Annotated in this window: 15 protein-coding genes; 11 read left to right on the top strand and 4 right to left on the bottom strand. The window is 41.3% G+C overall.

The window, feature by feature from the left end; genetic code table 11:
• The first annotated feature begins 90 nt into the window (after window positions 1-90).
• The 3 genes from EV579_RS04030 to EV579_RS04020 all read left to right on the top strand — a co-directional run bounded on the left by EV579_RS04030 (window position 91) and on the right by EV579_RS04020 (window position 3,709).
• A complete protein-coding gene (locus EV579_RS04030) occupies window positions 91-939 on the top strand; it encodes a CvfB family protein (RefSeq protein WP_025093387.1) in 849 nt (282 codons plus the stop codon).
• A gap of 146 nt (window positions 940-1,085) precedes the next feature.
• Window positions 1,086-2,063 (top strand): BMP family lipoprotein, encoded by a 978-nt coding sequence (locus EV579_RS04025; RefSeq protein WP_073204678.1) that lies wholly within the window; start codon window positions 1,086-1,088, stop codon window positions 2,061-2,063.
• A complete protein-coding gene (locus EV579_RS04020) occupies window positions 2,060-3,709 on the top strand; it encodes a methyl-accepting chemotaxis protein (protein ID WP_041117103.1) in 1,650 nt (549 codons plus the stop codon). The genes EV579_RS04025 and EV579_RS04020 overlap by 4 nt, the downstream gene beginning before the upstream one ends.
• A 47-nt stretch (window positions 3,710-3,756) precedes the next feature.
• On the opposite strand, the gene EV579_RS04015 is transcribed toward EV579_RS04020, so the two are convergent.
• Window positions 3,757-4,608 carry a DegV family protein gene (locus EV579_RS04015; RefSeq protein WP_024425073.1) on the bottom strand — a complete coding sequence of 284 codons (852 nt, stop codon included), beginning with the start codon at window positions 4,606-4,608 and terminating at the stop codon, window positions 3,757-3,759.
• Between the two features lie 139 nt (window positions 4,609-4,747).
• Between EV579_RS04015 and EV579_RS04010 the strand changes: the two genes are divergently transcribed.
• Both EV579_RS04010 and EV579_RS04005 read left to right on the top strand, forming a co-directional pair.
• Window positions 4,748-5,590, top strand: coding sequence for a YitT family protein (locus EV579_RS04010; protein ID WP_056766136.1), 843 nt, complete (start codon window positions 4,748-4,750; stop codon window positions 5,588-5,590).
• A gap of 14 nt (window positions 5,591-5,604) precedes the next feature.
• The gene (locus EV579_RS04005; protein WP_073204681.1) at window positions 5,605-6,060 is read left to right on the top strand and encodes a BsuPI-related putative proteinase inhibitor; all 456 of its coding nucleotides are present in this window, start codon (window positions 5,605-5,607) and stop codon (window positions 6,058-6,060) included.
• 50 nt (window positions 6,061-6,110) lie between these two features.
• Here the strand turns inward: EV579_RS04005 and EV579_RS04000 are convergent, their stop codons facing one another.
• The 3 genes from EV579_RS04000 to EV579_RS03990 all read right to left on the bottom strand — a co-directional run bounded on the left by EV579_RS04000 (window position 6,111) and on the right by EV579_RS03990 (window position 7,349).
• On the bottom strand, window positions 6,111-6,302 hold the full coding sequence (locus EV579_RS04000) for a DUF3813 domain-containing protein (protein ID WP_024425070.1): 192 nt from the start codon (window positions 6,300-6,302) through the stop codon (window positions 6,111-6,113).
• Complete coding sequence (locus tag EV579_RS03995) at window positions 6,299-6,448, bottom strand: hypothetical protein (protein ID WP_024425069.1); 150 nt, start codon at window positions 6,446-6,448, stop codon at window positions 6,299-6,301. The genes EV579_RS04000 and EV579_RS03995 overlap by 4 nt, the downstream gene beginning before the upstream one ends.
• An 88-nt stretch (window positions 6,449-6,536) precedes the next feature.
• Complete coding sequence (locus EV579_RS03990) at window positions 6,537-7,349, bottom strand: Cof-type HAD-IIB family hydrolase (protein ID WP_024425068.1); 813 nt, start codon at window positions 7,347-7,349, stop codon at window positions 6,537-6,539.
• 138 nt (window positions 7,350-7,487) lie between these two features.
• Between EV579_RS03990 and EV579_RS03985 the strand changes: the two genes are divergently transcribed.
• The 6 genes from EV579_RS03985 (at window position 7,488) to argJ (ending at window position 13,153) form a co-directional block, all read left to right on the top strand.
• Entirely contained in the window at window positions 7,488-8,273 is a 786-nt protein-coding gene (locus tag EV579_RS03985; RefSeq protein ID WP_024425067.1) for an alpha/beta fold hydrolase, read from the top strand.
• Window positions 8,274-8,319: 46 nt separating this feature from the next.
• Complete coding sequence (locus EV579_RS03980) at window positions 8,320-8,628, top strand: metal-sulfur cluster assembly factor (RefSeq protein ID WP_024425066.1); 309 nt, start codon at window positions 8,320-8,322, stop codon at window positions 8,626-8,628.
• 116 nt (window positions 8,629-8,744) lie between these two features.
• A complete protein-coding gene (locus tag EV579_RS03975) occupies window positions 8,745-10,190 on the top strand; it encodes an FAD-binding oxidoreductase (RefSeq protein WP_133743998.1) in 1,446 nt (481 codons plus the stop codon).
• On the top strand, window positions 10,187-10,735 hold the full coding sequence (locus EV579_RS03970) for an MFS transporter (RefSeq protein ID WP_133743997.1): 549 nt from the start codon (window positions 10,187-10,189) through the stop codon (window positions 10,733-10,735). The genes EV579_RS03975 and EV579_RS03970 overlap by 4 nt, the downstream gene beginning before the upstream one ends.
• 137 nt (window positions 10,736-10,872) lie before the next feature.
• The gene (gene argC / locus EV579_RS03965) at window positions 10,873-11,910 is read left to right on the top strand and encodes an N-acetyl-gamma-glutamyl-phosphate reductase (RefSeq protein WP_208300726.1); all 1,038 of its coding nucleotides are present in this window, start codon (window positions 10,873-10,875) and stop codon (window positions 11,908-11,910) included.
• Window positions 11,911-11,932: 22 nt separating this feature from the next.
• Window positions 11,933-13,153, top strand: coding sequence for a bifunctional ornithine acetyltransferase/N-acetylglutamate synthase (gene argJ, locus EV579_RS03960; protein WP_133743995.1), 1,221 nt, complete (start codon window positions 11,933-11,935; stop codon window positions 13,151-13,153).
• Window positions 13,154-13,164 lie beyond the last annotated feature (11 nt).

The raw sequence follows: 13,164 nt of genomic DNA, 5'->3' as shown, positions 1-13,164 counted from the left end.
AGATGTTCATGCGGGGAGAAGTATAGTAGAATAGAGTGAATCAAAAGATGAATGAACGCTCTTTTATGGGCAGATAGGAAGGAAGAGAACATGAGACCAGGTGAGCAACTGACCTTGCAAATAGAGAATGAAATGGAATACGGCTACTTTTTGACAGACGGTGAAGATTCGGTCCTCTTACACCGCAGTGAAATGACAGAAGATATTGGTGACCGAGATGAAGTAGAGGTCTACTTATATGTAGATCATGAAGAAAGACTCGCTGCCACGATGAAAATACCTACAATTAACGCACATACATACGGCTGGGTAGAAGTCGTGGACGTGGTAGAAGACATGGGCGCATTTGTCGATGTTGGGCTGTCAAAGGATGCACTTGTTGCAACAGAACACCTCCCGCCTTTTGAGGAAGCATGGCCGAAAAAAGGAGACAAACTCTACTGTATGCTGAAAGTCACAAGCTACGGTAGAATGTTCGCAAAACCAGCCACAGAAGACGTGATCAGTGAATTGTTCACTGAGGCACCAGAAACCTTAATGAACAAAGAAATCACTGGAACCATTTATCGTTTAATTGCGACAGGTTCCTTTATGCTGACAGATACAGGCGTGCGAGGGTTTATTCACCGCACGGAACGAAAGGAAGAGCCAAGATTAGGATCGACCGTTACAGGACGCGTCATTGCAGTGAAAGAGGATGGAACCGTAAACGTTTCTCTGCTTCCTAGAAAACAGGATGCATTATCTGTCGATGCAGAAGAAATTTTAACCTATATGAGAACAAGAAACGGCGCCATGCCTTATGGAGACAAAAGTGATCCAGAGGATATCCGCGAAAGATTTCAAATGAGCAAGGCAGCCTTTAAACGAGCACTAGGTCATCTCATGAAAAATGATCTAGTTTACCAAAAAGAAGGCTGGACATACGAGAAAAAGTGAGCATTCGCTCACTTTTTTATTTTTGTCTTAAATAATGGATTTTTTCTGTGAAAAAAGTCATGAAAAACCTTCACTATATCATTGAAACAACGCCCCTCAAATCCGATAAAAAAGGAGTAAGGATGATAAAAGGAGTGTGTTTTTGGATGAAAGTGAAAATATCATTACTTCTGATGGCAGCCATGCTTATGGTGCTCGCCGCATGCGGTAATCAACAGGAAGGGGCGCCAAAATCAACTGCGAAGCATATTGGCGTTATGCTCACAGATGATGGTCTTGGTGATCAATCATTTAACGATTCATCATTTAAAGGATTAGAAAAAGCACGTGATGAGCTTGGCATTGAATTTGATTATAGAGAAATTGCAGAAACTGATACATATGAAAAAGGGCTGACAGAGCTAGTGAAAGATGGAAATGATCTCATCATTGGTGTAGGTTTCAGTATGCAAGAAGACCTAGAAAAAGTCGCGAAGAAATATCCGAAGAAGCAGTTCCTGCTTATTGATGCCGTATCTGAGCTGAAAAATGTGACCTCTGTGACGTTTAAAGAAGAGCAAGGCAGCTATTTAGCGGGGGCACTTGCTGCAATGACAACGAAAAGCGATGTCATTGGATTTGTTGGCGGTGTTGACGCAGATGTCATCCATCGTTTTGAAAAAGGATTTCAAAAAGGCGCCAAATCAGTCAATCCAAAAATCAAGATTTTATCCACCTATGCCGGTACGTTTAGTGATGCAGGCAAGGGGAGTAAAATAGCCAAAGACATGATCAAAAAGAAAGCAGACGTTCTATATGCCGCAGCCGGCTACTCAGGTGTCGGTGTATTAAAAGAAGCGCAGTCACAGGGTAAATATGCTATTGGTGTAGACAGCGATCAGTACTATACTGCTGAAAAAGCGGTCATTTCGTCTATGGTGAAAAAAGTCGATGAAGTGGTCTATCAATTCAGCGAACAGCTCGTTAAGAACAATCAAATGAAAAGCGGGCATGTTGTCTATGACTTAAGCAATGATGGAATCGATATGGCAAAAATCCGGATCCTGAAAAATGCTGAGACACTGACCAAAAAAATAAATGGTCTGAAGCAGACGCTGCTAAAAGAAGAGGGGGACGCATCATGAGCTTACGCGTCAAAATTTTACTCAACTCACTTATCTCACTTCTTTTAGCAGTTGGCGTTATCGCCTTTATCATTGTCAGCATGACAAAAATCCAATCATCAAATGAGACAGATGTCCAAACCTTATTAAATGTACAAAAAACGAAGGCAAGCTTTGAAAGTGTCGAACAAGCCATGACCAATTATTCGATGACACTCTCAGATGAACAGCTAGAGATCGTTCAAAACGATATTTCTACAGCAAAAAAACAGCTGCAAACGTTAAACAAACATGCAGGAAATATGAACAAAGAGGCATTAACAAGGTTAAATTCAAAATATGACACGTGGACCAAGGAAGCCAACAATGCCATTGGTGAAAAAAACGCATCGGATGCAAGACGTGTGGCAGCAAGAATTGATGGCGTTTTAAACGATGTGCATACGATGAATAAAAGGGCAGAAGAAGCGTATAAACAAAATCTAGAGGCTGCAGCAGACAATGTCCAATGGATTATCACAAGTGCACTCGTCTCAGCCCTCACACTGATTGTCATTGCCGTCTTTTTGAATATTGGATTAACACGATCCATCGTGACACCCATTAAATCACTATCCTACAGAGCAAAGCAGATCGCAGAAGGCAATCTTGCTGTGGAACGGATGGATATTCAGCGCAAGGATGAAATCGGCGGCTTGAATGAATCCTTTAATCAAATGACAGATCAGCTGATTAGTCTGATTAAAGAAATCAGCAATGTCTCAAGCCGAGTAGAGACATTCTCGATCCACCTGAATGATGAAAACAAAAAGATGATGGAGTCTGCGAATCAAGTATCTGTTTCGACAGACGAAATGGCCAATGGATCACAAGCGATTTCAGAAGATCTCCAGCACGGCGTCAGCTTGATTGAGAAAATGGACCAGCATGGACGTAAAAATTCCGAACGCTCACAAACGGTCATCCGCAGTACAGAGGATGCCATCGAAGCCGTAGAAAGCGGAAAGCACACGTTAACAGAAACAAAAAAAGCGATTGAAAAAAATACACATGCGACGAGACAAATCGAAGAATCAGCAGGAGAATTCACGCAATACGCCAGCGGAATCTCGGCCATGGCCAAAACGGTTTCTGACATTGCGGACCAAACAAACCTGCTTTCCTTAAACGCAGCCATTGAAGCGGCAAGAGCAGGCGAAGCTGGAAAAGGCTTTGCTGTTGTAGCAGATGAAATTCGCAAGCTTGCGGATGAATCGTCTAATGCAACAAGACAAATCTTTGACATGGTCAGTCATATTGAAAGAGGCATTCAATCCATTAGTCAAACTGTTCAAGAAGGGGTCAAGCTTTCACTTCAGCAGCAGGATGCGATGGACAAAACCTCACACTCCTTTGAAGATATAGAAACAAAAGCGCAGCATATTAAACAAGAAATGGCGGTCTTAAATGACCAAATTATGCAATCAACAGAACTTGGCGGACAAGTGCTGCACTCGATTGAAAATATTAGTGCAGTGGTAGAAGAAACAGCAGCTGGCAGCGAAGAAATTTCTGCCTCAGCCAATGAACAGCTGCAATCGTTCCATCAAATGAACAAACAGGTCGAAGAATTGATGAGTATGACGGCGAGGTTAAATGAAACCGTCCAGCGATTTAAACTTTCATAAGAAAAGCACCCTTCCCGTGTTGTGTCAGGGAAGGGTGCTTTTTATGATCATTTGCCTGTAAAAAAGATTGCAAGCGTGCTAGGTCCTGAATGGGACCCAACAGCGGCGCCGATGATCTGAATATCAATTTCCTTTGGATGAAATTCGGCTTCGATCAGCTGTTTCATGTCTTCCGCCAGTGCAGGATCATCACCATGACTAATACCAACCGTTTGGTTCGACCAATCCGTTCCGCGTTCTTTCATTAGTTCAATAATGCGCTTCAGCAGCTTTTTACGTCCGCGGATTTTTTCAAGCGGGATGAGTTTTCCATCTTCGACATGTAAAATGGGCTTAATGCTTAACAAACCGCCAACAAATGCGGACGCTTTACTGATTCTTCCGCCTCTTGCTAAATACGATAAATCGTCTACAGTAAAAATATGTTGTAAAGATTCACAAAAATGCTTTACAGACGTTTCAATTTCTTGTATTGTATTTCCGTCAATGGCAAGTGATTGAGCGTGTTTGACAGCAAGCCCATAGCCGAGTGAAGCGCATTTAGAATCAATGATTCGTAAATCAAAATCAGGGTATTCTTCCTTCACTTCGTTTGCCATCATCACAGCTGTCTGGTATGTACCTGAAAGCTCTGATGAAAAAGCGACATAGATGGCAGATGTATGGGTTTGAGCGGCGGAAACAAAGGTTTCCTTGATCCGGTTTGGTGAAGCCTGTGACGTTTTTGGACTGGCTCCTTGTCTCATCGCATCAAATACTTGTTTTGGTTCAATGGTGATCAAATCCTCAAATTCCTGCTCGCCAAGCAATACGCGAAGCGGAATGAGCGTTATGTTATGTTCATCATAATAAGAAAGAGGCAGATCAGCAGCACTGTCTGCTATGATATGAACAGTCATATAAATCCCTTCTTTCTAAAAAATAAGCCATATTTTACATCTTTTTAGCCTAACTATATCATAGAAATCATCTTTTCGTGTTCAAATTCTAAATTTTAGGGAAAACCATAGAGAGAATGGTAAGTGGAGGAATGACAACATGTTCATTGGAGAAGCAAAAAAACTCATTGTCGTCGTTATTGGTGCATTACTCAATGCGATTGGACTGAATTTATTCTTAATCCCAGCTGACGTATATGCGAGCGGTTTTACAGGGGTAGCCCAGCTGTTATCCAGCTTAATCGATCAATATGCGCCATTTTATGTATCAACAGGGATTCTATTATTTATTTTAAACATTCCAGTCGGCATTTTAGGTTGGATGAAAGTTGGCCGTTCCTTTACTTTGTACAGCATCATCAGTGTTGCACTGACGACCATTTTCCTTGGCATTTTACCAGAAACGAGTGTTTCCCACGATATTTTATTAAATGCTGTGTTTGGCGGTGTCATATCCGCAGTAGGAATTGGAATTACGCTCAAATACGGGGCTTCGACAGGCGGACTTGACATTGTTGCTATGGTTTTAGCGAAGTGGAAGGATAAACCAGTTGGCACGTATTTCTTCATTTTAAATGGAATCATCATTTTTACAGCAGGATTATTACAAGGTTGGGAGAAAGCATTATATACCCTTGTCACATTATATGTGACCACAAGGGTCATTGATGCCATCCATACAAGACATGAGAAGCTGACCGCGATGATTGTCACGAAGAAAGCAGATGAAATCAAAGAAGCCATTTATGGAAAAATGGTCAGAGGCATTACAACTGTACCTGCAAAAGGCGCATTCACCAACGAGCCAAAGGAAATGATGGTGATCGTTATTACAAGGTATGAGCTGTATGAACTTGAACAAATTATTAAAGAAGTCGATCCAAAAGCCTTTACAAATATTGTGCAGACAACCAATATTCTTGGATTTTTCAGACGAGACTAAAAGGTGGGTAGCAGATGAAAAAAGGGTTGGTGCTTCTTCTCATTCTATTGCTTTTAGCCGCTTGTGGACAACAAAAAAAGGATGAACCAGACAAGGAGGTATCCGGTCAAATGGGAGAAAAAACGGTTGAGCTCACAGTAGACCCCGTCCAGAAAGGTTCTTCAGTTCAATTTAACATGTCACTGAAAAATGAATCAGATCGAGATATTGAATTTACCTTTAACACAAGCCAAAAATTCGAACTTAGTGTGTATGACGAAAACGGAAATGAACAATACCGCTATTCGAAAGACCGTATGTTCACACAGGCCATCCAATCTTTCGTACTGAAAAAAGGCGAGGCCTATGATTTTCAAGATACGTGGTCAAACGGAGTAAAGCCCGGAACGTACGAAGCAGTCGTTACGTTTAAAGGAAAAGCAGAAGGGCTGAAACAAATCACGGAGAAGAAAACGTTCCAAGTCAAATAAGTGCAGGAATCAGAAAAAGCTGTCCATCTATTGTGGACAGCTTTTTTATGTTAGAGATCATCGAGCAAGTCTTGGAAGGTATGCAGCTGGTTTCTTTCTGCATCTGTCGAATTGGCAAATGCAGAGGATACGGCATTTTTCGCTCGCTTTACTGCCTGTTGACGCTCTAACCCAGATGAAAATGAAGAAGTAAGAGCTTCTTCAGTAAACGATTTGGCTTGATCAAAAAGTTCGTTTCTCACAATGAACCTCCAGAAGCATCAGTCTTCATATTCCCTCTGTCTGACGCTTCTTCAAGTGTCGAACGATAAGGAAAACGTGCGTCATGAAGACTGACTGAATCTTTACCTTGTTGTATAAAGCGTTTCGATTTGCTTCTTTTACCCATTCGGAATCCGCCCCTTTACACAAGCTGACAGGACAACCTGTCTAACGGTAGTATGCCCGCTTCCATCTGCTATGTATGAATGGAAAAATTAAAGCGAGAAGTAATTCGTTAGAAACTTCGCAATCCCGTCTTGTTCATTTGTATCAGTGACTTCATTTGAGACACGTTTCACGGCATCAATTCCGTTGCCCATTGCTACACCGCAACCAGCAAATTCAAGCATTTCTAAATCATTGTCTTCATCTCCGAATGCGACAATCCGCTCCTTAGGAACACCGTAATAATCACTGATTTTTTGCAGTCCAACGGCTTTGTTCATGCCTGTTTTAATGATTTCAATCACGTGCCACGGGGCAGCCCAGCGCCTGTGATCAATCACTTCTGCATGAACATCTGATAAATAGCTTCGAATGGCTCCGACGTCCTCTTCTTTTGCATGGATTAACACGCTCGTCACATTCTCTCCAAGGTTGTCCCTAAGGTCTCCAACAGTGACTTTGTTTGCATTCATATTAAAGATATCAATGAGTTTTTCATCATGATAATGAAAATACAAATCGTCTAACACTTCAGCCAACACATTGTGCACTTTATACTCTTCACTAATGTCTACAAGCTGTTTGACCACTTGAAGATCAAGTGACGTATGAAATCTGCCCCATTTTTCATCAAGAGGATGATGGACAAACGCTCCGTTAAAATTCACAATGGGTGAATCAAGCTGTAATTGCTGATAATAAGGAGAGCTGGATCGAAATGGCCGGCCTGTTGATATACAGACGTGATGACCGCTGTCTCTCACTTTTTGAATGACGTCAAGTGTGTGCGCAGAAATGGTTTTATCATCTTTTAATAATGTGCCATCCAGGTCAAGTGCGATTAGATAAGGTTTAGTCTCCATAAAATCTCCTTTGATCTGTAAGTGATAGGAGGCAATTTCATGTTAGCGCCTCTATCTATAGTGTATCTTTATCACATCTTTGTTGTCTACATGTTAAAATAAACAAAGACGGGAATGATAAAGGAGGATTCATAGGCTGTGATCACCATTGATGAGCAAATTACGCGCGATATTCCATTTTTACATATCGTAAAAGCTGAAAATAAAGACAAACCGCTGCCGCTTGTATTTTTTATTCATGGATTTACAAGTGCACGCGAGCATAATTTACACTTCGCCTTCCATTTGGCGGAAAAAGGCATGAGAGTCATTTTGCCTGACTGTGCTTATCATGGTGTAAGGTCAGAAAACCTCAGCTTAGAGGAACTGGCATCAAAGTTCTGGGAAATTGTGCTGAACGAAATTCGTGAAATCGATATACTTAAAACATACTTTCAAGAAAAACAATTGATTGAAGCCGATCTGATAGGCGTTGCGGGTACATCCATGGGCGGCATCACCACCTTTGGTGCACTTGCCAAGCATGATTGGATCAAAGCCGCTGTCAGCTTGATGGGAAGTCCAAACTATACGACGTTTCTAAAAGCACAAATCATGGACATGCGTCACAAAGGGTTAATGAAAGACATTACAGACGAAGAGGTTCATCTGCAATTAGACGCCCTGCGCCCATATGATTTAACGCTGCAAACGGATCGATTAAACAAAAGACCGCTGTTATTCTGGCATGCAGAAAACGATCCTGTCGTCCCTTACCGGCACGCAAAATCCCTATATGATGAGTTAGCGGCCACACAATATAAGCAGGATCCGCATCTGATTCGCTTTATTACTGATGGACAAGCAGGCCATAAAGTCTCAAGACAAGCGATGTTTGAAACGATTGACTGGTTTGTGACACATCTGAAAAGCACAAACGTTTAGTCATAAGAAAAAGTACGTTATACTAATGGAAAAAGGAGTGGATATCATGGATGAAGCATTGAAAGAAAATATTTTAGGCGCCCTAGAACAGGTGATTGACCCTGAGCTGAATGTCGACATCGTCAACCTTGGACTTGTCTATGATGTCGATCTTGATGAGAATGGAAAAGCGGATATCACCATGACCTTAACATCAATGGGTTGTCCTCTTGCACCAATTATCGTGGATGAAGTCAAAAAAGCATTAAGTGATCTTCCAGAAGTAAAAGAAACAGAAGTTCACATCGTATGGAATCCGCCTTGGACACGAGACAAAATGTCAAGATACGCAAAAATCGCGCTCGGTATTCAATAAGCAAAAATGCCTGGTATGAGTTGAACTCATGCCAGGTTTTTTTAATGAAAAATTAAGGTGGGGGAAGAGAGTAGCTTGATATAATGGATGTAATTTTATAGAACGGAGTACCTATCATGAAACAAAAATGGCTATGGATCGTTCTTTTGATCGTATATGCTGCTGCATTTCTTATATCCATCACTATACGAGAAGGCCAAGTACACAAAAAAAAGGATCTTGAGGCTTTTACTGATGTCAGTCATCTCATGCCTGTCAAAATCAAAAAAGTTGTTCAAGGGAAAGAGGTAGACACGTTAAAAGAAGTATTGAAAGAAGCAAAAGCTAAACACCTGCCGATTTCTATTGCCGGCAAACAGCATAGCATGGGCGGCCACACATATTATGAAAACGGCATCGTGCTCGATATGACGGAATTCCGCCAGATTTTAGCGTTTGATCCAAAAAAGAAAACGATTCGAGTTCAAAGCGGTGCTACATGGGATGATATACAAAAATATGTAAATCCATATGGACTTGCTGTGAAGGTGATGCAATCGCAGAATATCTTTACAATTGGCGGATCTTTAAGTGCAAACGCACATGGACGTGACATTCGCTACGGGTCACTCATTGATACAGTACGTTCCTTTAGGCTGTTAAAAGCAGATGGTGAGATTGTCACAGTAAAACCAGACGATGATTTGTTTTCTGCGGTCATTGGGGGATACGGATTGTTCGGTGTCATTTTAGATGTTGAGCTTTCTTTAACAAAAGATGAATTATATAAAATGGAGACAACCTCTCTGGGTTACGATGAGTATACGGAGTATTTTCAAAAGCATGTCAAACACAATAAAGAAGTACGCATGCATCTTGCCAGAATCTCCACAGCAAAAACAAATTTTTTGAAAGAGATGTATGTGACGAATTATTCTCTCACTTCAGATCAAGAAATGGAATCATATCAAGAGCTTAAAGAAGATCAACTCGTCATGCCATTAAAATTTATGCTCGGCCTTTCAAGAAGATTTGATATGGGGAAAGATCTGCTCTGGAATTTGCAAAAAAAGTATTTCCTAAGTCAAAATGATCAGCTGATCACAAGAAACAATGTGATGCGGTCTGATTCAGCCTTTTTAGAATATGAAAATGAGTCAGACACAGATGTGCTGCAGGAATATTTCGTCCCAGTTGACGGTTTTCGTGCGTACATCGATGACATGAGAGCCTTTTTACAACAGGAAGATTTGAATTTAATGAATATCACAATCCGCTATGTTCAAAAAAATGAAAAAGCGGATCTCTCATATGCGAAACAAGATATGTTTGCCCTCGTGCTTTTAGTGAATTACGGGTTTGAAAAAGAAGAGAAAGCGGAAGCAGAGCGGATCATTCGAAAAATGACAGATATCACGCTGCGGCACGATGGAAGCTATTACTTACCGTACATGCCTTATCAAACGAAGGCGCAAATGAAGAGGGCTTACCCTAAAACTGATGTATTTTTCCAAAAGAAAAAACAAGCAGATCCAGATGGTACGTTTACCAACTACTTTTATGAGAGGTACAATACACAATGAATGCAAAAGCAATGAAATGGTTTGTCTACTCACAAAGTCTGCTGTTTTTCGCCAGCAGTTTGATATTTCCTTTTTACATTCTTTTTATTAAAAATGTTGGATCAAGCTATTCACAGTTTGGACTCGCCTATGGTCTGTTTGGTTTAAGCGGTGCGTTTATTCATTTACTATTAGGGAAACTGCCAGAAACCACCGACAGAAGGATCTTTTTAATCATTCATTCGTTTGGTATGGCGTTTCTTTTACTGCTTTTTCCGCATATAACAGAAGTGGGGCAAGTGTATATAATCCAGCTTGCACTTGGTGCACTTGGCGGCTTTCAAAAACATGGGGAGAAACTGCTTGTTACTGATCTCACAACAGAGAACAAACGAATGAAAGAAGTCGGTCACTATCATTTTTGGACAGCCCTATTTTCATCCATCGCCATTATGCTTGGCGGCCTGTTTGCTGATTTCTTTACCGTTTACTTCATTTTTTATGCAAGCTCCATATTATATTTATGCAGTGCACTCATGGTCCTCTATATCAAAAACGAAAGATAAATCCGCATGTCTCATGAAGATATGCGGTTTTTTTGTTGAAAAAAAATGAAAACAAATATTAAATATACAATTGAATTAATTTTTATACATGTTATAATGTTAAATAATTTCACAAAGATCAAGAGGGTGTATTGACGTTGAAAATAGGTATTATAGGTGCTACAGGGTACGGTGGTGCGGAATTGGTTCGTATCTTCAAGCATCACCCGCATGTGGAGGAATGTATATTGTATTCATCAAGTGGTGATGGGCAATCATACAGTCAATCTTATCCGCATCTGACAACGATTACTGACCAAACATTAAAAGCCATTGACCCGGCTGCCATTGTGCGAGAGACAGATGCTGTGTTTTTAGCGACACCAGCAGGCGTATCAAGTGAACTGACGCCAAAGCTTATGAATCAAGGAGTGCCGATCATTGATTTATCAGGTGATTTGCGCATTCAAGATGGAGCAACCTATGAAGCATGGTATAAACGAAGGGCAGCGGATAGAGCATCTGTTCAACAAGCGGTGTACGGTTTATCCGAACTGAATCGTGACAAAATTCAACAGGCTGAAGTGATTGCCAACCCGGGCTGCTTTCCTACCGCAGTTCTTCTCGGTTTAGCACCGCTCATCAAACAGAATGTCATCGATGAATCCATGATTATAATAGATGCAAAAACAGGGGTGTCCGGTGCCGGACGATCTGCCTCACTTGGCACGCATTTTTCAGAACTAAACGATAACTTTAAAATTTATAAGGTGAATGAGCATCAGCATACGCCAGAAATAGAGCAAATATTAAGAGAATGGAATCCACAGACGGCGAACGTCACATTTTCTACGCACCTTGTCCCGATGACAAGAGGGATTATGGCGACGATGTATACACAATTAAAAACAGATGTCACAAAAGAAGAATTGATGAAGCGAATGAAAGACTTTTATGAAGATTCCTATTTTGTCAGAGTGAGAGATCACGGCGTTTATCCACAAACGAAAGAAGTATACGGCAGTAACTTCTGTGATATTGGCTTTCATTTAGATGAGCGAACAGGGAGACTGACAATCGTGTCGGTCATAGACAATCTCATGAAAGGTGCGGCCGGTCAAGCGGTTCAAAACTTCAACATCATCAAAGGCTTACATGAAGAGGCGGGCCTCACAATGACACCTCTTTATCCATAAGAGAACAGGGGAGACAACAAACATGATCGAATTGAATGAAAAAAGCATTGTCAAAATAGACGGTGACGTATCATCACCAAAAGGCTTTGAAGCAAAGGGGATTCACATTGGCTTGCGCTATTCAAAAAAAGACCTTGGCCTCATCGTCAGCGAAGTACCAGCAGTAAGTGCAGCGGTCTACACACAAAGTCACTTTCAAGCTGCGCCTCTCAAAGTCACACAACAAAGCTTAAAAAAGACAGGACAATTAAAAGGTGTCATTGTCAATAGTGCCATCGCCAATGCATGTACTGGTGAGCAGGGATTAAAAGACGCATACGACATGCAGGCAGCCTGTGCAGATATGTTAGGTGTAGCACCTGATTATATTGCTGTTTCTTCTACAGGTGTCATTGGGGAATGTCTGGAGATGGATAAAATCAAAAAGGGCATCGCCGAGTTAAAAGAAGCAAAAGCTGAAAAAGGCCATTTTGAAGAAGCGATCTTAACGACAGATACTGTCATTAAAAATACAGCATACACCCTTTCGATAGACGGAAAAGAGATCATCATTTCAGGCGCAGCGAAAGGCTCTGGCATGATTCACCCGAACATGGCGACAATGCTTGGCTTTGTCACAACAGATGCAAATGTCGAACAGGAAGCCTTACAGCAAGCGCTTCGTGACATTACGGATGTGACCTTTAATCAAATTACCGTCGATGGAGAAACATCGACAAACGATATGGTGCTTGTGATGGCAAATGGAATGGCACAAAACGATGCACTCAATGAAGAGCATCCAGAGTGGCCATTGTTTAAAGAAGGATTAAAACTAGCTTGCGAGGATTTAGCCAAAGAGATTGCAAGAGATGGAGAAGGCGCAACCAAATTAATTGAAGCAAAAGTCGCTGGTGCTAAAAATAACTTGGAAGCCGGCATCATTGCAAAAAAAATCGTTGGTTCAAGTCTTGTTAAAACCGCCGTATATGGTACGGATGCCAACTGGGGACGAATCGTTGGAGCCATTGGTCATAGCGCAGCTTCCGTCACACCGGAAGAGGTAGAAGTCTATTTAGGCGGACAATGTTTGTTCAAACACAATGAACCGCAGCCATTCTCAGAAGAGGAAGCAAAAGCATATCTAGAGCAGGATGAGATTACGATTTTCATTCAAATGAGTGAGGGGAATGGTGAAGCAGCAGCATGGGGCTGTGATCTTACCTATGATTATGTGAAAATTAACGCGAGCTATCGCACATAAAGAAGGAGATA

Source organism: Bacillus sp. BK450 (assembly GCF_004364885.1).
Taxonomy (GTDB): domain Bacteria; phylum Bacillota; class Bacilli; order Bacillales; family Bacillaceae; genus Bacillus; species Bacillus safensis.
Note: the sequence above shows the minus strand (reverse complement) of the source record. Positions and strands in the feature narration are given on the sequence as shown.

What these genes read in the sequence shown, in the direction of transcription:
- EV579_RS03970 (WP_133743997.1), top strand. Translation starts at nt 10,187, where the DNA reads ATGAATGCAAAAGCAATGAAATGGTTTGTCTACTCACAAAGTCTGCTG.
- EV579_RS04020 (WP_041117103.1), top strand. Translation starts at nt 2,060, where the DNA reads ATGAGCTTACGCGTCAAAATTTTACTCAACTCACTTATCTCACTTCTT.
- EV579_RS04010 (WP_056766136.1), top strand. Translation starts at nt 4,748, where the DNA reads ATGTTCATTGGAGAAGCAAAAAAACTCATTGTCGTCGTTATTGGTGCA.
- EV579_RS03975 (WP_133743998.1), top strand. Translation starts at nt 8,745, where the DNA reads ATGAAACAAAAATGGCTATGGATCGTTCTTTTGATCGTATATGCTGCT.
- EV579_RS04025 (WP_073204678.1), top strand. Translation starts at nt 1,086, where the DNA reads ATGAAAGTGAAAATATCATTACTTCTGATGGCAGCCATGCTTATGGTG.
- EV579_RS03990 (WP_024425068.1), bottom strand. Translation starts at nt 7,349, where the DNA reads ATGGAGACTAAACCTTATCTAATCGCACTTGACCTGGATGGCACATTA.
- EV579_RS03980 (WP_024425066.1), top strand. Translation starts at nt 8,320, where the DNA reads ATGGATGAAGCATTGAAAGAAAATATTTTAGGCGCCCTAGAACAGGTG.
- EV579_RS04005 (WP_073204681.1), top strand. Translation starts at nt 5,605, where the DNA reads ATGAAAAAAGGGTTGGTGCTTCTTCTCATTCTATTGCTTTTAGCCGCT.
- argJ (WP_133743995.1), top strand. Translation starts at nt 11,933, where the DNA reads ATGATCGAATTGAATGAAAAAAGCATTGTCAAAATAGACGGTGACGTA.
- EV579_RS03995 (WP_024425069.1), bottom strand. Translation starts at nt 6,448, where the DNA reads ATGGGTAAAAGAAGCAAATCGAAACGCTTTATACAACAAGGTAAAGAT.
- EV579_RS04015 (WP_024425073.1), bottom strand. Translation starts at nt 4,608, where the DNA reads ATGACTGTTCATATCATAGCAGACAGTGCTGCTGATCTGCCTCTTTCT.
- EV579_RS04030 (WP_025093387.1), top strand. Translation starts at nt 91, where the DNA reads ATGAGACCAGGTGAGCAACTGACCTTGCAAATAGAGAATGAAATGGAA.